The organism is Bradyrhizobium yuanmingense (genome assembly GCF_900094575.1).
GTDB classification, from domain to species: domain Bacteria; phylum Pseudomonadota; class Alphaproteobacteria; order Rhizobiales; family Xanthobacteraceae; genus Bradyrhizobium; species Bradyrhizobium yuanmingense.
In genome coordinates, this window is sequence record NZ_FMAE01000008.1 from 158,495 (window position 1) to 182,736 (window position 24,242).

The window sequence follows — 24,242 nt, forward strand, 5'->3', positions numbered from 1 at the left end:
GCCCGTCAGGTGGAATGAAGTTGAGGAGAGGGGGTGTGCGACGCGGCGAGCGCATGCTCGATCGAGGTCGCAATGGCGCCCGCGGAAAGCCCGTGCTTCTTCAGCAGCGAGTCCTGCGAGCCGTAATTGTGCATGAAGCGGTCCGGCAGCGACAGCCGCAGCATCGCGGGGAAACCGGAGCCGAGCTTGTCGATCAGCGCCTCCGCGACGGCGCTGCCGAGGCCGCCGGAGGGCACGTGCTCCTCCAGCGTGACCAAGAGTCTGGTGCCGCGGATCGCCTGCAGCAGCGCTGCGGTATCGAGCGGCTTCACGGTATGCATGTGCAGGATGCCGGCGCGAAGGCCTTGCGCGGCCAGCAGGTCGGCTGCGGCCAGCGCCCGCTGCAGCATGATGCCGGTGGTCACCATGAGGACGTCGCCGGGCGGGCGCATCAGGATCGCTTTGCCGATCTCGAAGCCATGCTCGGCCTTGGACACAATGGCATCGCCGCCCTTGCCGAGCCGGATGTAGATCGGGCCCTTCCAATCCAGCGTCTGCTCCATCATGCGCGCGGCCTCGTCGGCGTCGCACGGGCAGATCACCGTCATGTTGGGCAGCGCCCGCATGATCGCGATGTCCTCGATCGCCTGGTGGGTGGGACCGAGCGGCGCATAGACGAGGCCACCGCCATTGGCGATCAGTCGCACCGGCAGATTGTGCAGGCAGAGATCGACCGCCACCTGCTCGTAGCAGCGGCGGGTGAGGAAGGTCGCGATGGTGTTGACGTAGGGCACGAAGCCCTCCATCGCCAGACCGGCCGACATGCCGATGATATGCGCTTCCGAGATGCCCTCGATCAGATGGCGCTTGGGAAACTCCTTGCTCATCGCACGCAGCGTGCCGGCGCCGGGATCGGAGCCGATGTAGAGCACACGCTCGTCGCGCGCGGCGAGCTTGTGGACCATGTTCATCGCGGTGTTGCGCATGGGGAGCCGATCAAAAATCGCCGACGGCGACGCGAATGGCGTCGAGCTCGCTGTCGGTCAGCTTGTTCTTGTGATGCCAATCGGCATTGGATTCCGCAGCCGGAAGACCCTTGCCCTTGACGGTATGGCAGATGATGGCGGTGGGCTTGCCGGCAACGGCCGGAAGCTGCTTCAGCACGTTGCGCAGTGCGCCGACGTCGTGGCCGTTGACCTCCTGCACCGCGAAGCCGAAGCTGCGCCACTTGTCCGCGAGCGGCTCCAGCGGCAGCACGTAGTCGGTTGGGCCGTAGCTCTGCAGCTTGTTGTAGTCGATCAGCGCGACCAGGTTGTCGAGGCCGTGCTTGGCGGCGCCCATCGCCGCTTCCCACACCGATCCCTCGTTGATCTCGCCGTCGCCGAGCAGCACGAAGGTGCGGTAGCTGCGCTCGCGCATGCGGGCGGCGAGCGCAAGGCCGACGCCGATTGAGAGGCCGTGTCCGAGCGCGCCGGTCGAGGCCTCGACGCCGGGCACCATGCCGTATTCGGGATGTCCGCCCAGAATGCTGTCGGGACCGCAAAAGCCGTCCAGCTCCGACAGCGGGAAGAAGCCGCGGTCGGCCAACAGCGCATAGAGCGCCAGACATCCGTGTCCCTTGCTGAGGATGGCGCGGTCGCGATCGGGATCGCCCGGGTTCTTCGGGTCGATCCGCAGCACGTCGTCGTAGAGCACGCGGACCATCTCGATCAGCGACAGGGCTGGCCCGACATGGCCGCGTCCTGCCGAGCGGACCGAACCGAGCACCAGGCGGCGCAAATAAAGGCTCCGCTCGTCCAGCGTGCAGGTGAGAGCAGCTTCAGCGTGGGGTGAGATCTGGATCACGTTGGCAAATCGTCTGGTGGAGCCGGCGGGCTTTGTCGAGCTGGCCGGCAAGGCGGACCGTCAGATCGCCACCTTGCGCAGCCAGGGCACGCCGGGAGCGGCTTTCCGGCAAATAGGCATTCAGGACAATCAGGCACCAAATCGCCCCGAACACAGGATACAGTACGTCAAGGCGGACCGCAAACGCGTCATCCCAAGCCGTGAAGGCGCGCGAGAGCCGCTCGATCAATCGATTCGCATCGGCCTCGGGCAGACCGCTGCCGGGGTGAATCGCGGTGTCGGACACGAGCTTGACCGGGTCGTCCCAGCCGAAATACTCGAAGTCGATGAAGCGCAATTTGCCGTCGTCGGTGCGCAGTGCGTTGTGCAGTCCGAAATCCGACGGGCTCAATGCACGTTGGGCGGGCGCAAGGTCCGCGGCGGGATCGAGGCCCCGTTCCGCATAGCGTCTTCGGAGTTGCCGGATCGCAATGGCAGTGGTGGGAACCAGGCTGTCATCCATGAATGCGCGCAGATCCGGATGATCATCTGAGGCCCGCTTCAGGTCGTCGAGGCGTTGCTCGTACTGGGCGATGGCCGCCGCGGGCGAAAAGATGCTGGCTGACGCATTCCGCAGAGTCTGCGCGCCTTCAGCGTCGCGCAGCTTTTGCAGCTCGATCAGGAAATCGGCCAACTGGTCGGCGTCGTCGGACTGCGGATGCAGGACCGCGGGGTCACCGTCGAACCATTGATACAGCGCACAGAACGCGGCCGGGTCTTTTGCGATCGGCCGCGGCGTCGCATTGATGCCGTGGCGCGAGAGAAACGAAAGCGCGTCATATTCCTGTCCGAGGCGATCACGTCCGTCGGACGGATAGTGCTTGAGGGCGAGGGGCGGGCCTTCCGCCATCTCCAGCCGAAACACCCGGTTGTTGCCGCCGGCCCGCGCCGGTTGCGCCGCCGCGACCCGCGCCCCGGAGAGGCGGCTGCCGATCGAGACCGCATCCTGTATGCTGATGTCCGGCTGGCTCATGCCCCGAACACTCCGCGGTGGATATTGGCCCAGGTCGCGAGCGGCTCGCAATGCGCGGGATGCGGCGGCCGCGACTGCGTGAACAGGATCGATCGCGTCGCCTTCGGAAAATGCGGCTGCGCGAAGACGTCGACGAGATCGTCAATGAAGATGTCGAGCTGCAGGCTTGCCAACCGCTCGACCTTGGCCGCCAGCGTGTCCTCGAAATAGACATTGCCCGCCGAGATCGCGGCGTCGGCGGCGTCGATGAGCCCCGCGCACTTCAGCCAGCCACGCGCAGCCTCGCGCAAGTCGACCCGATCGGGATCCTGATGGCCGAACTGCGTCTTGTGGCTGACGATATGGACGCTCGCGCCGGCCTTGCGGCTCGCGGCGAGGAATTCGCGGACGCCTGGGTAGATCTCGGCGCCGCCGATTCCCTTGCCGTAGACGAAGCCTTGCAGCCCCTGCCAGGCAAGCTCGCCGCCGGCGCGGGATCGCAAGAAATCCCGCACGTCGGTCTTCAGCCCGTCCCAGCCCTCCGGCACCAGCCCGCGCTGGCGCGCGGCGGCGGCAAAGACTTTATCGTAGCAGATGATCGTGTTGTCGAAATCGATGCCGATCCGCACGCCGCTCACTTCAGGCTGATGTTCTGCATCATCTTGATGTTGAAATACCTGGGATCGTTGAGCGAGTTCGGCAGGCGGCCCGCCCTGAAGGCGTCCACGAGGCCGGACACGGCCTGCTCGATCGTGTGCGTCGGCGCAAAGCCGAGCTCGCGGCGGATCTTCTCCGACGAGACGTGGTAGGAACGCAGATCGTCGGTCGGCTCGACGGCCACGTCGACATTGTTTCCAACCACCGATTTGACGATGTCGGCGATCTTCATCAGCGAGTGGTTTTCGTAGCCGATGTTGTAGGTCTTGCCGTCGATCTTCGCATCATCCTGCTGCAGCAGGAACAGATAGGCCGCCGTCATGTCCTGGATGTGCAGATTGGGCCGCTTCTGCGTGCCGCCGAACACGCGGATGCGGCCGGTGTTGACGGCCAAATTGGTCAGGATGTTGACGACAACGTCGAGCCGCTGCCGCGGAGCGTAGCCGCAGACGGTGGCGGGGCGAACGGTGCAGGTGACGAAGCCGGACGCGGCCTCGTCGGCAAGATCGGTCTCGCACATCGCTTTGAACTTGGAGTAGTCGGTGAGCGGCTCGCAGGACAGCTCCTCGGTCACCTCGGCCTCGTCCTTGATGCCGTAGACGCTCGAGGAGGAGGCGTAGATGAAGCGCTTGATACCCGCCTTCTTCGCGGCGCGCACCATCGGGCGGAAGCAGTCGTAGTTGATGGACTTGCCGAGCGCGGGATCCAGCTCGAAGGAGGGATCGTTGGAGATGCAGGCGAGGTGAATCACCGCGTTGTTGCCGCGCAGGGCCTCGTTGATTGCGGCTTCATCGCGGATGTCGCCCTTGATCAGGCGCAGGTTCGGATTGTCGCGAACGGCGTCGAAGACGTCCTCGCCATACATGAACAAGTCGAGCACGGTGACCTTGTGCCCCGCGGCCAGCAATTGCGGAACCAGCACGCTGCCGACATAGCCGGCGCCACCGGTGACCATCACGTTCCATTTCCGATCAATCACTGTCGCTCTCCGGGATTATTCTTTTTGCGCTATTTCAACAACGCGGTGACGAACTTGACCAGCGGCGCCTTCTCGACCGAGTTGCGGTGACCGACGATGCCGACCTTGATCGCGCCCGCCGCATTGCCGATGAAGGCGACGTCCTCGATGTTGCCGCCGGCCGCCACCAGCGGCGCCGTGATCGTCAGGAAGGCATCGCCCGCACCGACGGTGTCGACGACGGTCTTGGTGAAAGCAGGGACGCGCGCAACGCCGGTCTTCGACGAGAAGGGGTAGCAGCCGAAGGAGCCGTGCGTGATGATCATGTTGTCGCAATCGATCTTGCGATGCAGGCCGTCCTGGATCACCGAAGCGATCTCGTTGAACTTGTCGGTGGCCGCCAGCCGCGCTTCCGGTGCGTCGATGCAGATGTAGTCGGCCCGCGGATATTTCGTGATCAGGTTGTAGCCGTGGTTGCCGCTGTTGCTCTGGGCGTTGACGGCCAGGAACTTGGAATTCGCGATCAAGGCGTCGATCGTGCTGGATGCGATCATGCCGTGACCGAAATCGGTGACGATGACGACGTCGGCCCCGCGGACGCGCTCGGTGGTGACGCGGTCGATCTCCGTTCGCGCGGCCTCGTCGAGCGGCGTGTCGTCCATCGTGTAGACTTCGAACAGCTTGTGCAGGTAGCCCATCTCGACGTAGCGCAGCTTGCGGGTGGTCGGACGGCCCTGAACGCGGATCGGCGTGAGCGTGACGTTCGGGCGGACATGCGCTCGAATGAACTCTTCAGGATAGTCGTTGCCACCCAGCGTCGTGACGATCTCGACCGACTTGCAGAAGCTCGCGACATGATTGGCCGCGGCAATGACGCCGCCGGCAAACTGCTCGCCATTCTTGAGCAGGGTCGCGACGATGTTCTCCTTGGAGGCCTTCCCGAGCGCGGTGACGTACTGGTATTCGTCGATGATGGTGTCGCCGACCAACACGACGTGCATGTCCTGGATCTTGTCGATCAGCTTCAGCAGGCGTTCGGCGCCGCCGCCATCGCGCACCTTCTGGAGGTAGTCGCGCAGTGGGGGATCGTAGATGTCGAAATAGCGGTTCAGCAGCGACGACGAGCTGAACGTCACGTCGCGCGTGAAGACGATTCGCCCGCCGTGACGCTCGACCGCCTCGCGCTCCACCGCGATCTTGCCGGTCACGTCATCCTCGGGATTCTCGTAGTCCGAGCCCTTCACGTAGATGTCGGGGCGGACGGTATCGAGGACCGGCTCGGCGCTGGAGGTCTGATTGATGCCGACCCAGTCGACCGTGCCGAGCGCGGCCAGCATCTCGGCGCGCATGTTCTCCGGAAAGATCGGCCGTCCCGGGCCCTTGTTGACGTAACGGTCGGCGGTGATGGTCACCACGACGACGTCGGCCTCGTTGCGGGCTGCCAGGATGTGCCGGACGTGGCCGAGATGCACCAGATCGAACACGCCGTGGCAGAGCGCGACGGTCAGGCCATCAGCCTGTGCGGCGCGCGCAATCTCGCCGAGCTCCTCTATCGTCTTGATTTTCTCGTGCGGTGCCGGATGGCCGGCCGGCTTGTCTGTCGCAGCGTTACCCATGTGAATGACCCAAGGCGGCGGTCGGTCTCGATTGGCCGGCCCGGACATGATCGGCTGGCGGCGAAATTGGGGGGTGAACGAATCTGCTCAACGGCTTGCCTTCTGCGGGGTGGCCTCGTCGTCACCGAGATATTTGAACCAGTCCTTGGTGGCGTCGGCGATCTTGTCCACCGTCCAGAGCGGAGCGTCCTTGTACTGGTCCATCGATTTCAACATCGTCGCGACGCCGTCCTCGAACTTCACCTTCGGCGCCCATTTCAGGACCCGCTTGATCTTGCTGATGTCGGCGTAGGTGCAGTCGGGCTCGCCCGGGCGCTTGGGAATGTGGACCTTGTCGCCGCCGAGGAGATCGACCAGGCGGTTCACGCTGTAGGTGTTGTCCGAGCCGACATTGAAGATCTCGTGCGAGACATCGGAGTGCGCGGCGGTCACGAAGGCATCGGCGACGTCGCTGACGAAGGTGAAGTCGCGCGTCTGCTCGCCGTCGCCGACCACCGTGAAGGGCTTGCCCGCGAGCTTCTGTGCCATGAACACGCCGAACACGGCGCCGTAGGTGCCGGTGGTGCGATGGCGCGGTCCGAACACGTTGAACAGGCGCAACGCCACGGCGGGCAGCTTGTAGACCTGGCACCAGTGCATGACGCATTGCTCGCCGAGATTCTTGGTGAGCGCGTAGGGATACATCGGCCGGATCTCGGCGCTTTCCGGCGTGGGATAGACATCCGGAATGCCGTAGCAGGAGGAGGAAGCCGCATAGATGAAGCGGCTGGCGCCCGCGTGCCGCGCCGCTTCGAGAACGTTGACCGTGCCGTCGACATTGGCGCGGTGATAGGGGATCGGTGATTCGATCGAGGGTACGATGTCCGCCAGCGCGGCGAGATGGAAGACCCAATCTACTCCGTGAAAATACGGTTTGATCGCGTCCAGTTCGGTGACGTCCGCCCGCACGACCTGCAACTGGCTCGAACCGGCGCGTGCGGCGAGGTTTTCAGCGCGTCCGATCACGAAATTATCGAGCGCAATGACCTCATGGCCGTCATCGAGCAGGCGATCGACGAGGTGACTTCCAATGAAGCCGGCGCCACCAGTAACGATGCATTTCATGGGGAACATCCGTGACGCGAATGCCCAGCGAAATAGGCTCGCCAATGTTGAGTGAAACCCGAAAAGCCGACTATCAGTCGCCCGCAAACTTTGCAAGTAATATACCTTTGCAATCCTTGGTAATAGCCGGTATCACCCGGTGATGTTGCAATCGAGCCGTCAGCCTATGCCTGTCGAATCCGTCGATCCCGATCACAAGGCTTTCCTCGACGATTACATGGGGCGCCTGCATCGCGCGACGGCGGTCGACGACGGTGTTTTTGCGAGGATCTCCGCAACGCGCGCGTCCTGGTTGCGCACGCGTGAGCAGGGCGGTCGCGTCATCTTCATCGGCAACGGCGGGTCGGCCGGCATCGCTTCGCATCTGGCGATCGATCTGGCGAAGAATGCGTCGGTGCCCGCACTCTGCTTCAGCGATGCGAGCATGATGTCGTGCCTTGCCAACGATTACGGGTTCGAGGACTGGATCGCGCACGCCGTGCGGCTGAACGCGCGCGCCGGCGATTGCCTCGTCGCGATCAGCTCGTCGGGGCGTTCGAAGAACATCCTCAACGCGGTCGCGCAGGCGCGCCAGATGAAGCTCGACGTGATCACGTTGTCGGGCATGAACGCGGACAATCCGCTGCGCAATCTCGGCGACGTCAATTTCTGGGTCGACAGCCGCAGCTACAACATTGTCGAGACCACGCACCAGTTCTGGATGATGGCCGCAATCGACCTCATCATCGGTCGCGCGGAATATCCGGCGTCCTGAGGCGGGCATCCGATGCAGTCGCGATTCAAGCATGCGGCCCTGTTTTCGGTGAAGCTGCTGCTGTCGATCGCCGTGCTGGTCTACATCGCGCGTGGCCTCGACCTGCGCCAGCTGCGCGACCATCTCGTCTCGGTCGATCCGGTCCTGTTCGCCGTCGCGCTTGCGCTGATCTTCTTTCAGACCTTCGTGCTCAACGGCCGGTGGGAGCTGATCATGCGCGCGCTCGGCGTGTCGCTGGATTGGCTCGCCGGCTGGCGGATCCTCATGATCAGCCTGTGGTTCAACCAGGTGTTGCCGTCGTCGGTCGGCGGTGACGCGGTGCGGATCTGGCTGCTGCGCCAGCGCGACGTGCAGTGGCCGGAGGCGGTCAAGGGCGTCGCTGCCGACCGCTTTACGGCATTGATCGGACTGATCGTGTTGATGGTGGCCGGATTGCCGTTTCTGCTGTCGCGCGTGTCGAATCACGCTGCGATCCTGGCCATCGGCGGACTGACGGTGGCCGGCGTCGTCGGCACGCTGGTCCTGTTGACTCTCGACCGTCTGCCGAAGCGCTTCATCGCGCTTCCAGCGATTGCGAGCTTCGTCCGGTTCGGAACGCTGGTCAGGTTTTTGCTCCTGCAGTCCGAGCGCCGTGCGCTGCTGCTCGGATCGGCGCTCCTCATCCATCTCGTCACCGCCGCGGCTTGCTACGCTTTGGCGCGCGGCGTCGGAGCGCAGCTCTCGATCCTCGATGCCGGCATCCTGATTCCGCCGGTGGTGCTGTTGACGGCGGTCCCCATCTCGATCAGCGGCTGGGGCGTTCGCGAGGGAGCGATGGTCGCCTGCCTTGGTCTGGCGGGTGTGCCGTCCGAGCAGGCGCTGTCGGTATCGCTCTTGCTGGGCGCCATCAGCGTGATCATTGGACTCGTCGGTGGCGTCATCTGGCTGGCAAGTCCGGAGCGCGGCTCGTATTCGGCCGACAAGGCGGCCAAGGCGGCGGAGGACGCGCCCGGCTACGGGCTGGGCAACGAGGCCTCGAGCCATCCATGACCCCCTGGAGCCCGTTGCCGATCTGGTCTTCACAGGGTGGGATTACTTCACTCGCGCGCGTAACTCATTCTTCGGTTGCACGATGAAAAACCTGTTCTACCTCCGCAATACCTGCCGCCTCTGTCATTCCGACAAGCAAGAGCTGGTTGTCCCGATGGCGGGCATGCCGATCGGCACGCCGAACTTCCAGGTGCCGAACGCCAGCGTCGACGATCCCGTCTTCCGTGCTGCGGTCCCGATGGCGCTGCATCTGTGCCGGGACTGCGGCCACCTCCAGATCCTCCATGTCGGCAATCCGGAGATCCAGTACCGAAACTATGTCTATACCACCTCGCTCTCACTCGGCCTGCGCGAGCATTTCGCTACCTATGCCGACGACGTCGTCAGCCGTTTCGGCATTGCGTCGGGTTCGCTGGTGGTCGAGCTCGGCAGCAATGACGGATCGCTGCTCGGCTTCTTCAAGGAGCGGGGGATGCGGGTGCTGGGTGTTGATCCCGCCGTCGACATCGCGCGGCGCGCCACGGAGGCGGGCATCGAGACCATCGGCGATTTCTTCACCGATGCCGTTGGTCGCCGCATCCTGCAGAGCCATGGCGCGGCGAGCGTCGTGATCGCCAACAACATGATCGCCAATGTCGACAATCTGGATCCGCTGGTGATCGGGGTTCGCGACGTACTCGCGCCGGACGGATTGTTCGTCTTCGAAACGCAATACGGCGTCGACGTCACCGAGAAGAACCTGCTCGATACCGTCTATCACGAGCATCTGTCGTATTTTAACATCAAGCCGCTGATCCGTTTCTTCGCCCGGCTGGGCATGGAGCTGATCGACGTCCAGCACATCTGGACCAAGGGCGGCTCGATCCGCGTGACCGTGCAGCGCGCCGGCGGCGCCAAGAAACCGTCGGCCGAGGTCGCGCGTTTCGTTGCCGAGGAAGACCGGCTCGGCGTCGATCAGCCGGCCTATTATGTGCCGTACGTGAAGAGGATCGCCGCCATCCGTGACGAATTGGTCGCGATGGCCGATGCCGCCCATGCGCGCGGTGAGCTGGTCGCCGGCTATGGCGTCTCGGTGGGCACCACGACGCTGCTGCCGCAGTTCGGCCTGGAGAACAAGATCGACTTCCTCGTGGACGACGATCCCAACAAGGGGAAGGTGATGGCGGGCCCCGGCTATGACATCCCGATCCTGCCGCCTGCCGCTCTCTACGAGCGCAAGCCCGCGTTCGTCGTGGTCTTCGCCTGGCGCTATGTCGACCCGATCCGGGCCAAGCACGCCCGCTATTTCGCCGAAGGCGGGAAGTTCGTGGTGCCGCTGCCGGGGATTTCCATGGTCGACCGGGCCGACTGACGGCTCCCGATTAGCCTTGCCGGGGATGGGATGGCGCGTTCCGGGCGGTCGACAAGTCCTTGATCCACATGGCCTCTGCACGACCCTCGGGGGGAGGGCGGCCTGCCCGGGGCGAACTCTCTCTACCTTGACCTTTGGCCGCATCCGCAGTAGATACCCGGCACTCGCAGCCGGCCCGTTAGACGCGGATTTCCGGCGCGGCCTTGAAATCCCCGAACAATCGAGCCCGGTTTCCGGCTCATCCTTCGAGACAGAGGGCTGGGCCAACGGCGGCTGTTCGGATCCCTGAAATTCATTTGCGTCTGTCGACGGACGCTGGACCTCAAGCGATGGCAGTCAGCCCGTTCAAGTTCTTGCAGGAAGTGCGCTCGGAGACTGCCAAGGTCACCTGGCCGACCCGCCGTGAGACCACGATCACCACCATCATGGTGTTCGTCATGGTCGCGGTGGCTTCGATCTTCTTCTTCGCCGCCGACCTGATCATTCGCTACCTCGTCACCTTCCTCCTGGGCATTCAATGATGGCAACAGCAACCGCTCAAGTGTCCGACAAGCGCTGGTACATCGTCCACGCCTATTCGAACTTCGAGAAGAAGGTCGCCGAATCGATCCGCGAGCAGGCCAAGCAGCGCGGGCTCGAGGAGCTGTTCGAGCTGGTGCTGGTTCCGACCGAGAAGGTCACGGAAGTGCGCCGCGGCCGCAAGATCGACGCCGAGCGCAAGTTCTTCCCCGGCTACGTGCTGGTGAAGATGAAGCTGACCGACGAGGCGTTCCATCTGATCAAGAACACGCCGAAGGTCACGGGCTTCCTCGGCGCCGAGAACAAGCCGATGCCGATCTCGGAAGCCGAGGCCATGCGCATCCTGCACCAGGTGCAGGAGGGCGTGGAACGGCCGAAGGCGTCGGTGTCGTTCGAGATCGGCGAGAACGTGCGCGTGGCCGACGGCCCGTTCGCCTCGTTCTCGGGTGTGGTCGAGGAGATCGATGAGGCGCGCTCGCGCGTGAAGGTCGCCGTGTCGATCTTCGGCCGCGCGACGCCGGTCGAGCTGGAATTCGGTCAGGTCGAGAAGGTCTGATCGGGTAACGCGGGAGGCTTCGGTCTCGCGCAACAAGAGGCCGTGGGAGGGGGGGGCGGTTGCCAGCCGCATCCGACCCAGACCACGAACCTGAAACCGCCGGTCCTGCCGGCACAACAGGAGTGATACATGGCAAAGAAAGTGACCGGATACCTGAAGCTTCAGGTCCCGGCCGGTGCGGCGAATCCCTCGCCCCCGATCGGTCCCGCGCTCGGTCAGCGCGGTCTCAACATCATGGAGTTCTGCAAGGCGTTCAACGCCCAGACCCAGAAGGAAGAGAAGAACACCCCGATCCCGGTGATCATCACCATCTATGCGGACCGTTCCTTCACCTTCGAGATGAAGACGCCGCCGATGTCCTACTTCCTCAAGCAGGCTGCAAAAATCCAGTCCGGCTCGAAGGCGCCGGGCCGCGACAAGGCCGGCAAGGTGACCAAGGCGCAGGTGCGCGAGATCGCCGAGAAGAAGATGAAGGACTTGAATTGCGACACCATCGAATCGGCCATGAAGATGGTCGAGGGCTCGGCCCGTTCGATGGGTCTGGAAGTTGCGGGGTAAGCGGCCATGGCAATCGGAAAGCGTTTGAACAAAGCCCGCGAAGGCATTGACCGCGAAAAGCTTTACCCGCTCGCGGACGCCATCAAGATGGTCAAGGAACGCGCGAAAGCGAAGTTCGACGAGACCATCGAGGTCGCGATCAATCTCGGCGTCGATCCGCGCCACGCCGACCAGATGGTCCGCGGCGTCGTTACCCTGCCGAACGGCACCGGCCGTACGCTCCGCGTCGGCGTGTTCGCCCGCGGCGCCAAGGCCGATGAAGCCAAGGCCGCCGGTGCCGACGTCGTCGGCGCCGAGGACCTGGTCGAAAAGGTGCAGAACGGCACGATCGATTTCGACCGCTGTATCGCCACCCCCGACATGATGCCGCTGGTCGGCCGCCTCGGTAAGGTGCTCGGCCCGCGCGGCCTGATGCCGAACCCGAAGATCGGTACCGTGACCATGGACGTCACCGGTGCGGTGAAGGGCGCCAAGGGCGGCTCGGTCGAGTTCCGCGTCGAGAAGGCCGGCATCCTGCAGGCCGGCGTCGGCAAGGCCTCGTTCTCCGAGGAGAAGCTGGTCGAGAACATCAAGGCTCTGGCTGACGCGGTCTCCAAGGCGAAGCCGGCCGGTTCCAAGGGCACTTACATCCAGCGCGTTGCAGTGTCCTCGACGATGGGCCCGGGCGTGAAGGTCGAGCCGGGCACCATTCTCGGCTGAGGTTTGGAAATTGCATGAGGCGAGGGGCGGGATCGGGCGACCGATTCCGCCCCTCGTCGTTTGTGGCGGCGCTCTTCGGAAACAACAACAATGGCTGACAAGGTCCTGATCTACTCGCGCTTTCCCAAGTCGATGATGGCGCGCTTCGCCGAGCGGTTCGAGCTGCTCGACACCGGCGGCAAGCCCGTGCGGGAGGTGTTTCCGGCGGAGGAGCTGGGCGGCATCCGCGCACTGCTGACTGCTGGCGGCTCGCCACTCGGTGCGGAGGCGATGGACCTGTTTCCGAAGCTCGGCGCCATCGTCTGCTATGGGACTGGCTATGATGGCGTCGACCTGAAGGCGGCGGCCAGCCGGAACATCGCGGTCGGTCACAGCCCAGGTGCCAATGCGGCTTCTGTCGCCGACATCGCGATGACCTTGATGCTGGCGACGACGCGGCGGATTTTGGTGGCCGACCAATATGTCCGCAGCGGCGATTGGGCGGCCTCGAAACAGTCGCCGATGATGCGTCCCCAGGCCGGCATGCCCGGCCGCCGCATCGGCATCTACGGCATGGGTGAGATCGGCCGCAAGATCGCCGCGCGCTGTGCTGCTTTCGAGAGCGAGGTCGGCTATTTCAGCCGCACCCGGTATGATCTGCCCTATCAGTACTTTCAGACCCTGGAGGCGCTCGCCGATTGGTGCAGCGTCCTGATGATCGCGGTGCGGGCAGGGGCCGAGACCCAACATGCCGTCAACGCCGATATCCTCAGGCGCCTCGGGGCGGAGGGCTACGTCGTCAACATCTCCCGCGGCTCCGTCATCGACGAGAAGGCCCTGGTCGCGGCGTTCACCGACAAGACCATCGCGGGGGCGGGCCTCGACGTCTTCGAGAAGGAACCGCACGCGCCTGACGCCCTGACCGAACTCCCCAACGTGGTGTTCGCCCCGCATATCGGCGGCCACACCCTGGATTCGCACGTCGCCATGCAGAACTGCGTGCTGGCCAACCTGACCGCGTTCTTCGAGGGCAAAACGCTGCCGTACCGGATCAAATCGGCCTGAATCGGCCCTTGTTGGGCCATCTCAAGGCCAACCGCCAATCGATTGGAACTGGTGTGAATTTTGCTCTTGGCAAGCAGGCTCCGAGCGGTTAAAGAACCGCCTCCGGACGTGCCGGCCTCGGCTGGCGCGTTCGTGCACGCATTCCGAAAACCCGACACGACAGGAGATCATTCCTTTTCAGGACGTCCGTGAGGATTTGCCCGAAAAGGAAGGAAGATCCGTCTTTTGGCAGGGATGCGGGCAGAGGTCGGGCGGTTCGCCGGCTGACCTCGTCCTGTCCAAGACTGCAGGCGCCCGCGGGGAATCTCGATTCCTCAACGGCTTAATCGCATGGCCTGCATAGACGGGTGAAGACCGGATTTCACTTCGCATCCAGCTTTAAGGGCTGGTTTTGCGAAACGGGTCTGGTTCGGACCTCGACACGCCGTGGGCCCTTGGGCTCCCGGAGGGCAGGCTTTGAATTGTCGTCTTGCCCGGCGTGTCCGATGGGTTTTTGACCCGGAGGTTCAGGTTTGGGCGGGACGATGGGTGCAACCCGGCGGTCCCGCTTCTCGCGATGACCGCCAACCGGAGAGAGCTTGCTGTGGAACGAGCGGCAAAAAAAGAAGCGGTCGAACAGCTCAACGAGGTCTTCAAGACCACGAGCGTCGCGATCGTTGCTCAATATTCCGGCCTCACCGTCGCCCAGATGCAGAAGCTGCGCCAGCAGATGAAGCAGGCGGGTGCCGCGGTGAAGGTCTCGAAGAACCGTCTCGCCAAAATTGCTCTTGAAGGCACTGACGTCGTTGCCATCGGCCCCATGCTGAAGGGGCCGACCGTGATCGCGACTTCGAACGATCCGGTAGCGGCGCCAAAGGTCGCCATCGAATTCGCCAAGGCGAACGAAAAGTTCGTCATCGTCGGCGGATCGATGGGGAAGACCGTCCTGAATGTCGATGGCGTGAAGGCGCTTGCCTCGCTGCCGTCGCTTGACGAACTGCGCGGCAAGATCGTCGGCCTCATCGTGGCCCCGGCGACCAAGCTGGCCCAGCTCGCCAACGCGCCCGCGGGCAAGCTCGCGCGCGTCATCCAGGCTCATGCCTCAAAGGGCGAAGCGGCCTGACGCCCTTCGCAAAACTCAAACCCGAACCAGACTTACAGTTAAGGAAACTGAACAATGGCTGACCTGCAGAAGATCGTTGACGACCTCTCGAGCCTGACCGTGCTCGAAGCTGCCGAACTCGCGAAGCTCCTCGAAGAGAAGTGGGGCGTTTCGGCTGCCGCGGCTGTCGCCGTGGCCGGCCCGGCCGCTGGCGGCGGCGGTGCTGCCGCTCCGGCGGAAGAGAAGACTGAGTTCACGGTCGTTCTCGCCAGCGCCGGCGACAAGAAGATCGAGGTCATCAAGGAAGTCCGCGCCATCACCGGTCTCGGCCTGAAGGAAGCAAAGGACCTCGTCGAGGGTGCTCCGAAGCCGCTGAAGGAAGGCGTGAACAAGGACGAAGCCGACAAGATCAAGGCCCAGCTCGAGAAGGCTGGCGCCAAGGTCGAGCTCAAGTAAGCACTGCTTACTGGCGGGATCCCGGGCGGGCAACGGCTCTGCCCGGGATCCTGGTCCCCCTTCGAGAGGGTGGACCGGAATGCAAAAGGCGTGCGACGGAACGATCCGACGCAGGCCAAACACGAAAAAGTGTGGGGATTTGAGGGTTTGACCCTCGAATCTGCACTATTGTCGCCCCATATCGGGTCGGCAGCACGAAAGCGCGGTGGGCAGGGATGCCGGATTTCCCTGTAAGCCGTTGGGAGAGCAGGCTATTTCGGGCTTTTGCAGTCCGTGAAGATGATCGTTGTGACGGGCGGGCGCGCATCTGCGCCCCGCGCGTCGTTTTGCGTTTTGAAGGTCTGAAGAACAGATTCAGGACATCGGCGCCTGAAACTGCGTCTCCGGCCCCCCAAGACGGGTTCGAAAATTCAACCCGGAAAGCGGTGGCAGCCGCGGTCCGGACGGTGCGCCCAGGGCGGGCGACGAAAATGAGAGGCCACGATGGCGCAGCAGACATTCACCGGTCGCAAACGCGTTCGCAAGTTCTTCGGACACATCAAGGAAGTCGCCGAGATGCCGAACCTCATCGAGGTTCAGAAGGCGTCCTATGACCAGTTCCTGATGGTGGACGAACCCCAGGGCGGACGTCTCGACGAGGGTCTGCAGGCGGTGTTCCGCTCGGTGTTTCCGATCTCCGACTTCTCCGGCACCTCGATGCTGGAATTCGTCCGCTACGAGTTCGAGCAGCCGAAATACGACGTCGACGAGTGCCGCCAGCGCGGCATGACCTTCGCTGCGCCCCTCAAGGTGACGCTGCGCCTCATCGTGTTCGATATCGACGAGGAAACCGGCGCGAAGTCGGTGAAGGACATCAAGGAGCAGGACGTCTACATGGGCGACATCCCGCTCATGACGATGAACGGCACCTTCATCGTCAACGGCACCGAGCGCGTCATCGTCTCGCAGATGCACCGTTCGCCCGGCGTGTTCTTCGACCACGACAAGGGCAAGACCCATTCCTCGGGCAAGCTGCTGTTCGCCGCCCGCGTCATCCCCTATCGCGGTTCCTGGCTCGACATCGAGTTCGACGCCAAGGACATCGTCTATGCGCGTATCGACCGTCGCCGCAAGATTCCGGTGACGTCGCTGATGTTCGCCCTCGGCCTCGACGGCGAGGCGATCCTGTCCACGTTCTACAAGAAGATTCTCTACAAGCGGACCAAGGAAGGCTGGCGCGTTCCGTTCGACGCCAACCGCTTCCGCGGCTACTCCACGGTCAACGACCTGATCGATGCCGACACCGGCAAGGTCGTGCTCGAGGCCGGCAAGAAGCTCACCGTCCGCGCCGCCCGCCAGCTCCAGGAGAAGGGGCTGAAGGCGCTGCGCATGGCCGACGAGGAACTGGTCGGCAACTACGTCGCCGAGGATCTCGTCAACCCCAAGACCGGTGAGATCCACGCCGAGGCCGGTGAGGAGATCACCGACAAGCTGATGAAGGCGCTCAACGAGCAGGGCTACAAAGAACTGCCGCTGCTCGACATCGACCACGTCAATGTCGGCCCCTACATCCGCAACACGCTCTCGGCCGACAAGAACATGACGCGCGAGGACGCGCTGTTCGACATCTACCGCGTGATGCGTCCGGGCGAGCCGCCAACGCTGGAATCGGCGCAGGCCATGTTCCAGTCGCTGTTCTTCGACGCCGAGCGCTACGACCTCTCCGCGGTCGGCCGCGTCAAGATGAACATGCGCCTCGACCTCGATGCGCCCGACACCCAGCGCACGCTGCGCAAGGAGGACATCCTCTCCGTCATCAAGACGCTGGTGGATCTGCGCGACGGCAAGGGCGAGATCGACGACATCGACCATCTCGGCAACCGCCGCGTGCGTTCGGTCGGCGAGCTCATGGAGAACCAGTACCGCATCGGCCTGTTGCGCATGGAGCGCGCGATCAAGGAGCGCATGTCCTCGGTCGACATCGACACGGTCATGCCGCAGGACCTGATCAACGCCAAGCCGGCCGCCGCCGCGGTGCGCGAGTTCTTCGGCTCCTCGCAGCTCTCGCAGTTCATGGACCAGACCAACCCGCTCAGCGAGATCACCCACAAGCGCCGCCTCTCGGCGCTCGGACCGGGCGGTCTCACCCGCGAGCGCGCTGGCTTCGAGGTGCGCGACGTGCACCCGACGCATTACGGCCGCATCTGCCCGATCGAGACGCCGGAAGGTCCGAACATCGGCCTGATCAACTCGCTCGCGACCTTCGCGCGCGTGAACAAGTACGGCTTCGTCGAGACGCCGTATCGCAAGGTCAAGGATGGCCGTGTCACCGACGAGGTCGTGTACCTGTCGGCGATGGAGGAAGGGCGCTATTCCGTGGCCCAGGCCAACGTGCCGGTCGACGCCAAGGGCCGCTTCACCGAAGACCTCGTGGTCTGCCGTTCGAGCGGCACCCGCGACGTCGTGCCGATGACGCCCGACAAGGTCGACTACATGGACGTGTCGCCGAAGCAGCTCGTTTCGGTCGCCGCGGCGCTGATCCCGTTCCTCGAGAACGACGACGCCAACCGCGCGCTGATGGGCTCGAACATGCAGCGCCAGGCGGTGCCGCTGGTTCGCGCCGAGGCGCCGTTCGTCGGCACCGGCATGGAGGGCGTGGTTGCCCGTGACTCGGGCGCTGCGATCGCGGCGCGCCGTTCGGGCGTGATCGACCAGATCGATGCGACCCGCGTCGTCATCCGCGCCACGGAAGATCTCGATCCGACCAAGTCGGGCGTCGATATCTACCGCCTCATGAAGTACCAGCGCTCGAACCAGTCGACCTGCATCAACCAGCGTCCGCTGGTGAAGGTCGGCGACGTCGTCAGGAAGGGCGACATCATCGCCGACGGTCCTTCGACCGATCTCGGCGAGCTCGCGCTCGGCCGCAACGTGCTGGTCGCGTTCATGCCGTGGAACGGCTACAACTTCGAAGACTCGATCCTGCTCTCCGAGCGGATCGTGAAGGAGGACGTCTTCACCTCGATCCACATCGAGGAGTTCGAGGTGATGGCCCGCGACACCAAGCTCGGACCTGAGGAAATCACCCGCGACATTCCGAACGTCTCGGAAGAAGCGCTGAAGAACCTCGACGAAGCCGGTATCGTCTACATCGGCGCGGAAGTGCGCGCCGGCGACATCCTGGTCGGCAAGATCACGCCGAAGGGCGAAAGCCCGATGACGCCGGAAGAGAAGCTGCTGCGCGCCATCTTCGGCGAGAAGGCCTCCGACGTCCGCGACACCTCGCTGCGCGTTCCCCCGGGCGTGCAGGGCACCATCGTCGAAGTGCGCGTGTTCAACCGCCACGGCGTCGACAAGGACGAGCGTGCGCTGGCGATCGAGCGGGAGGAGATCGAGCGCCTCGCCAAGGACCGCGACGACGAGCAGGCGATCCTGGACCGCAACGTCTACAACCGTCTTGCCGAGCTGCTCGAGGGGCGGCAGGGCATTGCAGGTCCCAAGGGCTTCAAGAAGGACACCAAGATCACCCGTGCGGTGCTCGAGGAGTATCCGAAGTCGCAATGGTGGCTGTTCGCTTCGCCCAACGACAAGCTGATGGCCGAGATCGAGGCCATGCGGAAGCAGTACGACGAGTCGAAGAAGGGACTGGAACAGCGCTTCCTCGACAAGGTCGAGAAGCTTCAGCGCGGTGACGAATTGCCGCCCGGCGTGATGAAGATGGTCAAGGTCTTCGTCGCGGTGAAGCGCAAGATCCAGCCCGGCGACAAGATGGCCGGCCGCCACGGCAACAAGGGCGTGGTGTCGAAGATCGTGCCGATCGAGGACATGCCGTTCCTCGAAGACGGCACGCATGCCGACATCGTGCTCAATCCGCTCGGCGTGCCTTCGCGCATGAACGTCGGACAGATCCTCGAGACCCATCTCGGCTGGGCCTGCGCCGGCCTCGGCAAGCGTATCGGCCAGACCGTCGATGCGTACCTGTCGAAGCAGGACATCAAGCCGCTGAAGGAGACCTTGAAGAAGGTCTACGGCGAGGACGAGACGATCAAGTCGCTCAACGACAACGAGCTGCTCGAGCTCGGCCATAACCTCAGCCGCGGCGTGCCGATCGCAACCCCGGTGTTCGACGGCGCCAAGGAAGCCGATATCGAGGAGATGCTGAAGCTCGCCGGTCTCGACGCTTCGGGTCAGTCGACCGTCTATGACGGCCGCACCGGCGATCCGTTCGATCGCAAGGTGACGGTGGGCTACATCTACATGCTCAAGCTGCACCATCTGGTCGACGACAAGATCCATGCGCGTTCGATCGGTCCGTACTCGCTCGTCACCCAGCAGCCGCTGGGCGGCAAGGCGCAGTTCGGCGGCCAGCGCTTCGGCGAAATGGAGGTGTGGGCGCTCGAGGCTTACGGCGCGGCGTACACGCTCCAGGAGATGCTGACGGTGAAGTCGGACGACGTCGCCGGCCGTACCAAGGTGTACGAGGCGATCGTGCGCGGCGACGACACGTTCGAGGCCGGTATTCCGGAATCGTTCAACGTGCTGGTCAAGGAAATGCGCTCGCTCGGCCTCAACGTCGACCTGCACAACTCCAAGATGGGACCGGCGCCGACGTCGGAAGCGGCCGAGTAATTCGACCTGTCATGCCTGGCCTTCGCGGCCGGGCATCGGCGCCCCGCCCGAGGCCTTGAGGGCAGGGCGCCATGCAGAAGTGATTTTCGAATTTGCGGCCGGAGGCGACCGGCACGCGAGGAGAAGACGATGAACCAAGAAATTATGAATCTCTTCAACCCGACGACGCCGGCTCAGGTCTTCGACCAGATCCGGATCTCGATCGCGTCTCCAGAGAAGATTCTGTCCTGGTCCTACGGCGAGATCAAGAAGCCGGAGACCATCAACTATCGTACCTTCAAGCCCGAGCGCGACGGCCTGTTCTGCGCCCGCATCTTCGGGCCGATCAAGGACTACGAGTGCTTGTGCGGCAAGTACAAGCGCATGAAGTACAAGGGCATCATCTGCGAGAAGTGCTCGGTCGAGGTCACGCTGTCGCGCGTCCGGCGCGAGCGCATGGGTCATATCGAACTCGCAGCCCCCGTCGCGCACATCTGGTTCCTGAAGTCGCTGCCCTCGCGCATCGGCCTCCTGCTCGACATGACGCTGAAGGATCTCGAGCGGATCCTCTACTTCGAATATTACGTCGTGCTCGAGCCGGGCCTCACCGCGCTGAAGGACCGTCAGCTGCTGTCGGAAGACGAGTATCTGAAGGCGCAGGACGAGTACGGCCAGGACAGCTTCACCGCCATGATCGGCGCCGAGGCGATCCGCGAGCTGCTCAAGGGCATGGACCTCGAGAAGCTCGAGGCCTCGCTGCGTGCCGAGATGCAGGAGACCGACTCCGACATCAAGCACAAGAAGCTCGCCAAGCGTCTGAAGATCGTGGAAGCGTTCCGCCATTCCGGCAACAAGCCGGAATGGATGATCATGACCGTGATCCCGGTGATTCCGCCGGACCTGCGTCCGCTGGTGCCGCTGGACGGCGGCCGTTTCGCGACCTCTGATCTCAACGACCTCTATCGCCGCGTCATCAACCGCAACAACCGCTTGAAGCGGCTGATGGAGCTGCGCGCGCCCGACATCATCATCCGCAACGAGAAGCGCATGCTTCAGGAAGCGGTCGATGCGCTGTTCGACAACGGCCGCCGCGGCCGCGTCATCACCGGCGCCAACAAGCGTCCGCTGAAGTCGCTCGCCGACATGCTCAAGGGCAAGCAGGGCCGCTTCCGCCAGAACCTGCTCGGCAAGCGCGTCGACTATTCGGGCCGTTCGGTGATCGTGGTCGGTCCCGAGCTGCGCCTGCATCAGTGCGGCCTGCCGAAGAAGATGGCGCTCGAGCTGTTCAAGCCGTTCATCTATTCGCGGCTCGACGCCAAGGGCCTGTCCACCACCGTGAAGCAGGCCAAGAAGCTGGTCGAGAAGGAACGGCCCGAGGTCTGGGACATCCTGGACGAGGTGATCCGCGAGCATCCGGTGCTGCTCAACCGCGCACCGACGCTGCACCGCCTCGGCATTCAGGCGTTCGAGCCCGTGCTGATCGAGGGCAAGGCGATCCAGCTTCACCCGCTGGTCTGCTCCGCGTTCAACGCCGATTTCGACGGCGACCAGATGGCCGTGCACGTTCCGCTGTCGCTCGAAGCGCAGCTGGAAGCGCGCGTCCTGATGATGTCGACCAACAACATCCTGCATCCGGCGAACGGCCAGCCGATCATCGTGCCGTCGCAGGACATCGTGCTCGGTCTGTACTACGTCTCGATCATGCGTGAAGGCCTGCCCGGCGAGGGCAAGGTGTTCGGCGACATGGCCGAGCTCGAGCACGCGCTGCACGCGAAGGTCATCCACCTCCACACCAAGATCAAGTATCGGTGGGAAGGCATGGACGAGACCGGCAAGGTCTCCAAGCGCTGGATCGAAACCACCGCCGGCCGCGTCATGCTCGGCAATCTGCTGCCGAAGAACCCGCGCATCTCCTACGAGATCATCAACAAGCTGATGACCAAGCGCGAGATCTCCGGCGTCATCGACCAGGTCTACCGCCACTGCGGCCAGAAGGAGACGGTGATCTTCTGCGATCGCATCATGGCGCTCGGCTTCTACAACGCGTTCAAGGCCGGCATCTCGTTCGGCAAGGACGACATGGTCGTGCCGCACGGCAAGTGGAAGATCGTCGACACCACCCGTACGCTGGCGAAGGATTTCGAGCAGCAGTACAACGACGGCCTGATCACCCACGGCGAGAAGTACAACAAGGTGGTCGACGCCTGGTCGAAGGCGACGGAAGAAATCGCCAAGGCGATGATGAAGGAGATCTCCGCCACCAAGAAGACGGCGAGCGGGGCCGATGCCGACATCAACTCGATCTACATGATGGCTCACTCCGGTGCCCGCGGTTCGCCGGCCCAGATGCGCCAGCTCGCCGGCATGCGCGGCCTGATGGCCAAGCCGTCGGGCGAGATCATCGAGACGCCGATCATCTCGAACTTCAAGGAAGGCCTCTCGGTGCTTGAGTACTTCAACTCGACCCACGGCGCCCGCAAGGGCCTCGCGGACACCGCGTTGAAGACCGCGAACTCCGGCTACCTGACCCGTCGTCTCGTCGACGTGGCGCAGGACTGCATCATCACGCAGAGCGACTGCGGCACCAAGCTCGGCATCAAGATGCGCGCCATCGTCGACGCCGGTACCGTGGTCGCCTCGCTCGGCTCGCGCATCCTCGGACGCACGGCCTGCGAAGACGTGCGTGACAGCTCGGGCCAGGTGATCGTCAAGCGCGATACGCTGATGGAAGAGAGCCACGTGGATGCCATCCATCAGGCCGGCATCCAGGAGGTGAAGATCCGCTCGGCGCTGACCTGCGAGCTCGTCAACGGCATCTGCGGCAAGTGCTACGGCCGCGACCTCGCCCGCGGCACGCCGGTCAACCATGGCGAAGCGGTTGGCGTCATCGCGGCGCAGTCGATCGGCGAGCCGGGCACCCAGCTCACCATGCGCACCTTCCACATTGGCGGTGCGGCGCAGCTCAACGAGCAGTCCTTCGTCGAAGCCAACTTCGACGGCAAGATCGTGATCAGGAACAAGGCCATCGCCCGCAACAGCGAAGGTCACCTTATCGCGATGGTGCGCAACATGGTTGTCGCGATCGTCGATGCCGACGGCACCGAGCGTGCGACGCACCGTATCCAGTACGGTTCGCGTCTGCACGTCGACGAGGGCGACATGGTCAAGCGCGGCCAGCGCATCGTCGAATGGGATCCCTACACCCGTCCGCTGCTCACCGAGGTCGAAGGAACCATCGGCTTCGAGGATCTGGTCGAGGGGCAGTCGATCTCGGAAACGCTCGACGAGGCCACCGGTATCGCCAAGCGCGTGGTCATCGACTGGCGTTCGACGCGCGGCGGCTCGGACCTGCGTCCGGCCATCGTGGTGAAGGGCAAGGACGGCAAGGTGCTCAAGCTCGCCCGTGGCGGCGATGCCCGCTACATGCTGTCGGTCGACGCCATTCTCTCGGTCGACATCGGAGCCAAGGTCCAGCCGGGCGACATCCTCGCCCGTGTCTCGACCGAAAGCGCCAAGACGCGTGACATCACCGGCGGTCTGCCGCGGGTGGCGGAACTGTTCGAGGCTCGGCGCCCGAAGGATGCGGCGATCATCGCCGAAATCGCGGGCACCATCCGGTTCGGGCGCGACTACAAGAACAAGCGTCGCATCTCGATCGAGCCGATGGACAAGACCGACGAGCCGCGCGAGTACCTGATCCCGAAGGGCAAGCACATCCACCTTCAGGACGGCGACGTCGTCGAAAAGGGCGACTTCATCGTGGAAGGCAACCCGGCGCCGCACGACATCCTCGCGGTCAAGGGCATCGAGGAGCTCGCTGCCTATCTGGTCAACGAGATCCAGGAGGTCTACCGGCTGCAGGGCGTGCTCATCAACGACAAGCACATCGAGGTGATTGTCCGTCAGATGCTCCAGAAGGTGGAAATCACCGACCAGGGCGACACGGACATGATCTCCGGCGAGCAGGTCGACAAGATCGAGTTCGACGCGCTGAACGTGAAGGCCAAGGAAGAGGGCAAGAAGCCCGCCACGGGAACGCCGGTTCTGCTCGGCATCACCAAGGCGAGCCTCCAGACCCGCTCCTTCTTCTCGGCGGCATCGTTCCAGGAGACCACCCGCGTCCTCACCGAGGCGGCGGTCAACGGCAAGATCGATCCGCTCGAAGGCCTCAAGGAGAACGTCATCGTCGGCCGGCTGATCCCGGCGGGCACCGGCGCCTCCATGGCCAAGATCCGCGAAGTCGCCATGAAGCGCGACAAGCTGATCCTGGACGAGCGGGAGAAGCAGGCCGCCGTCGTGTCGCCGGCGCCGGAAGCCGAGCTTCCTGCGCTGCCGCCCGCGGAATGATCGTTCATCCGTAGGAATACCGAGGACAATGAAAAGGCCGGCTTTTGCCGGCCTTTTTGCTGCTTTGTTGCGATGCGGGATCAACCTTTGTTCATCTTTCCTTCAGCCGCA

The 24,242-nt window shown here is 63.8% G+C and carries 19 protein-coding genes; 12 read left to right on the forward strand and 7 right to left on the reverse strand.

What is annotated here, in order from left to right:
• Window positions 1–5 precede the first annotated feature (5 nt).
• From GA0061099_RS28215 to GA0061099_RS28245, 7 genes are all read right to left on the reverse strand, one after another.
• On the reverse strand, window positions 6–965 hold the full coding sequence (locus GA0061099_RS28215; protein ID WP_036027629.1) for a transketolase family protein: 960 nt from the start codon (window positions 963–965) through the stop codon (window positions 6–8).
• A gap of 10 nt (window positions 966–975) precedes the next feature.
• A complete protein-coding gene (locus tag GA0061099_RS28220) occupies window positions 976–1,824 on the reverse strand; it encodes a transketolase (RefSeq protein ID WP_081492979.1) in 849 nt (282 codons plus the stop codon).
• Complete coding sequence (locus GA0061099_RS28225; protein WP_074448154.1) at window positions 1,799–2,836, reverse strand: phosphotransferase; 1,038 nt, start codon at window positions 2,834–2,836, stop codon at window positions 1,799–1,801. The genes GA0061099_RS28220 and GA0061099_RS28225 overlap by 26 nt, the downstream gene beginning before the upstream one ends.
• The gene (locus GA0061099_RS28230; protein WP_225151399.1) at window positions 2,833–3,444 is read right to left on the reverse strand and encodes a hypothetical protein; all 612 of its coding nucleotides are present in this window, start codon (window positions 3,442–3,444) and stop codon (window positions 2,833–2,835) included. The genes GA0061099_RS28225 and GA0061099_RS28230 overlap by 4 nt, the downstream gene beginning before the upstream one ends.
• Before the next feature lie 5 nt (window positions 3,445–3,449).
• Complete coding sequence (locus GA0061099_RS28235; protein WP_036027621.1) at window positions 3,450–4,451, reverse strand: NAD-dependent epimerase/dehydratase family protein; 1,002 nt, start codon at window positions 4,449–4,451, stop codon at window positions 3,450–3,452.
• Between the two features lie 29 nt (window positions 4,452–4,480).
• Window positions 4,481–6,046, reverse strand: a complete 1,566-nt coding sequence (locus GA0061099_RS28240; RefSeq protein ID WP_050996025.1) for a PfkB family carbohydrate kinase — start codon at window positions 6,044–6,046, stop codon at window positions 4,481–4,483.
• A gap of 87 nt (window positions 6,047–6,133) precedes the next feature.
• A complete protein-coding gene (locus GA0061099_RS28245; protein ID WP_036027624.1) occupies window positions 6,134–7,150 on the reverse strand; it encodes an SDR family oxidoreductase in 1,017 nt (338 codons plus the stop codon).
• 166 nt (window positions 7,151–7,316) lie between these two features.
• Between GA0061099_RS28245 and GA0061099_RS28250 the strand changes: the two genes are divergently transcribed.
• From GA0061099_RS28250 to rpoC, 12 genes are all read left to right on the forward strand, one after another.
• A complete protein-coding gene (locus tag GA0061099_RS28250) occupies window positions 7,317–7,904 on the forward strand; it encodes an SIS domain-containing protein (RefSeq protein ID WP_225151402.1) in 588 nt (195 codons plus the stop codon).
• A 12-nt stretch (window positions 7,905–7,916) separates the two neighbouring features.
• Complete coding sequence (locus GA0061099_RS28255) at window positions 7,917–8,933, forward strand: lysylphosphatidylglycerol synthase transmembrane domain-containing protein (RefSeq protein ID WP_036027619.1); 1,017 nt, start codon at window positions 7,917–7,919, stop codon at window positions 8,931–8,933.
• An 82-nt stretch (window positions 8,934–9,015) separates the two neighbouring features.
• Entirely contained in the window at window positions 9,016–10,284 is a 1,269-nt protein-coding gene (locus GA0061099_RS28260) for a class I SAM-dependent methyltransferase (RefSeq protein ID WP_036027618.1), read from the forward strand.
• Window positions 10,285–10,613: 329 nt separating this feature from the next.
• A complete protein-coding gene (secE, locus tag GA0061099_RS28265) occupies window positions 10,614–10,805 on the forward strand; it encodes a preprotein translocase subunit SecE (protein WP_036010992.1) in 192 nt (63 codons plus the stop codon).
• A complete protein-coding gene (gene nusG / locus GA0061099_RS28270; protein ID WP_018647229.1) occupies window positions 10,805–11,359 on the forward strand; it encodes a transcription termination/antitermination protein NusG in 555 nt (184 codons plus the stop codon). Before secE ends, nusG begins: the two co-directional genes overlap by 1 nt.
• Before the next feature lie 129 nt (window positions 11,360–11,488).
• Window positions 11,489–11,917 carry a 50S ribosomal protein L11 gene (gene rplK / locus GA0061099_RS28275; protein WP_011088164.1) on the forward strand — a complete coding sequence of 143 codons (429 nt, stop codon included), beginning with the start codon at window positions 11,489–11,491 and terminating at the stop codon, window positions 11,915–11,917.
• A 6-nt stretch (window positions 11,918–11,923) separates the two neighbouring features.
• Window positions 11,924–12,616, forward strand: a complete 693-nt coding sequence (gene rplA / locus GA0061099_RS28280) for a 50S ribosomal protein L1 (protein WP_025037003.1) — start codon at window positions 11,924–11,926, stop codon at window positions 12,614–12,616.
• A 90-nt stretch (window positions 12,617–12,706) separates the two neighbouring features.
• On the forward strand, window positions 12,707–13,660 hold the full coding sequence (locus tag GA0061099_RS28285; protein ID WP_074448155.1) for a 2-hydroxyacid dehydrogenase: 954 nt from the start codon (window positions 12,707–12,709) through the stop codon (window positions 13,658–13,660).
• Between the two features lie 583 nt (window positions 13,661–14,243).
• The gene (gene rplJ, locus GA0061099_RS28290; protein ID WP_036010998.1) at window positions 14,244–14,762 is read left to right on the forward strand and encodes a 50S ribosomal protein L10; all 519 of its coding nucleotides are present in this window, start codon (window positions 14,244–14,246) and stop codon (window positions 14,760–14,762) included.
• Between the two features lie 54 nt (window positions 14,763–14,816).
• The gene (gene rplL / locus GA0061099_RS28295; protein WP_036027614.1) at window positions 14,817–15,197 is read left to right on the forward strand and encodes a 50S ribosomal protein L7/L12; all 381 of its coding nucleotides are present in this window, start codon (window positions 14,817–14,819) and stop codon (window positions 15,195–15,197) included.
• A 483-nt stretch (window positions 15,198–15,680) separates the two neighbouring features.
• Window positions 15,681–19,805, forward strand: coding sequence for a DNA-directed RNA polymerase subunit beta (rpoB, locus tag GA0061099_RS28300; protein WP_036027612.1), 4,125 nt, complete (start codon window positions 15,681–15,683; stop codon window positions 19,803–19,805).
• 129 nt (window positions 19,806–19,934) lie between these two features.
• Window positions 19,935–24,131: a DNA-directed RNA polymerase subunit beta' gene (rpoC, locus tag GA0061099_RS28305; protein ID WP_036011015.1), complete on the forward strand. Its 4,197-nt coding sequence runs from the start codon at window positions 19,935–19,937 to the stop codon at window positions 24,129–24,131.
• The last annotated feature ends 111 nt before the right edge of the window (window positions 24,132–24,242 follow it).

What these genes read in the sequence shown, in the direction of transcription:
- rpoC (WP_036011015.1), top strand. Translation starts at nt 19,935, where the DNA reads ATGAACCAAGAAATTATGAATCTCTTCAACCCGACGACGCCGGCTCAG.
- rplA (WP_025037003.1), top strand. Translation starts at nt 11,924, where the DNA reads ATGGCAATCGGAAAGCGTTTGAACAAAGCCCGCGAAGGCATTGACCGC.
- rpoB (WP_036027612.1), top strand. Translation starts at nt 15,681, where the DNA reads ATGGCGCAGCAGACATTCACCGGTCGCAAACGCGTTCGCAAGTTCTTC.
- GA0061099_RS28260 (WP_036027618.1), top strand. Translation starts at nt 9,016, where the DNA reads ATGAAAAACCTGTTCTACCTCCGCAATACCTGCCGCCTCTGTCATTCC.
- GA0061099_RS28250 (WP_225151402.1), top strand. Translation starts at nt 7,317, where the DNA reads ATGCCTGTCGAATCCGTCGATCCCGATCACAAGGCTTTCCTCGACGAT.
- secE (WP_036010992.1), top strand. Translation starts at nt 10,614, where the DNA reads ATGGCAGTCAGCCCGTTCAAGTTCTTGCAGGAAGTGCGCTCGGAGACT.
- nusG (WP_018647229.1), top strand. Translation starts at nt 10,805, where the DNA reads ATGGCAACAGCAACCGCTCAAGTGTCCGACAAGCGCTGGTACATCGTC.
- rplK (WP_011088164.1), top strand. Translation starts at nt 11,489, where the DNA reads ATGGCAAAGAAAGTGACCGGATACCTGAAGCTTCAGGTCCCGGCCGGT.
- rplL (WP_036027614.1), top strand. Translation starts at nt 14,817, where the DNA reads ATGGCTGACCTGCAGAAGATCGTTGACGACCTCTCGAGCCTGACCGTG.
- GA0061099_RS28245 (WP_036027624.1), bottom strand. Translation starts at nt 7,150, where the DNA reads ATGAAATGCATCGTTACTGGTGGCGCCGGCTTCATTGGAAGTCACCTC.
- GA0061099_RS28285 (WP_074448155.1), top strand. Translation starts at nt 12,707, where the DNA reads ATGGCTGACAAGGTCCTGATCTACTCGCGCTTTCCCAAGTCGATGATG.
- GA0061099_RS28225 (WP_074448154.1), bottom strand. Translation starts at nt 2,836, where the DNA reads ATGAGCCAGCCGGACATCAGCATACAGGATGCGGTCTCGATCGGCAGC.
- GA0061099_RS28255 (WP_036027619.1), top strand. Translation starts at nt 7,917, where the DNA reads ATGCAGTCGCGATTCAAGCATGCGGCCCTGTTTTCGGTGAAGCTGCTG.
- GA0061099_RS28240 (WP_050996025.1), bottom strand. Translation starts at nt 6,046, where the DNA reads ATGGGTAACGCTGCGACAGACAAGCCGGCCGGCCATCCGGCACCGCAC.
- GA0061099_RS28215 (WP_036027629.1), bottom strand. Translation starts at nt 965, where the DNA reads ATGCGCAACACCGCGATGAACATGGTCCACAAGCTCGCCGCGCGCGAC.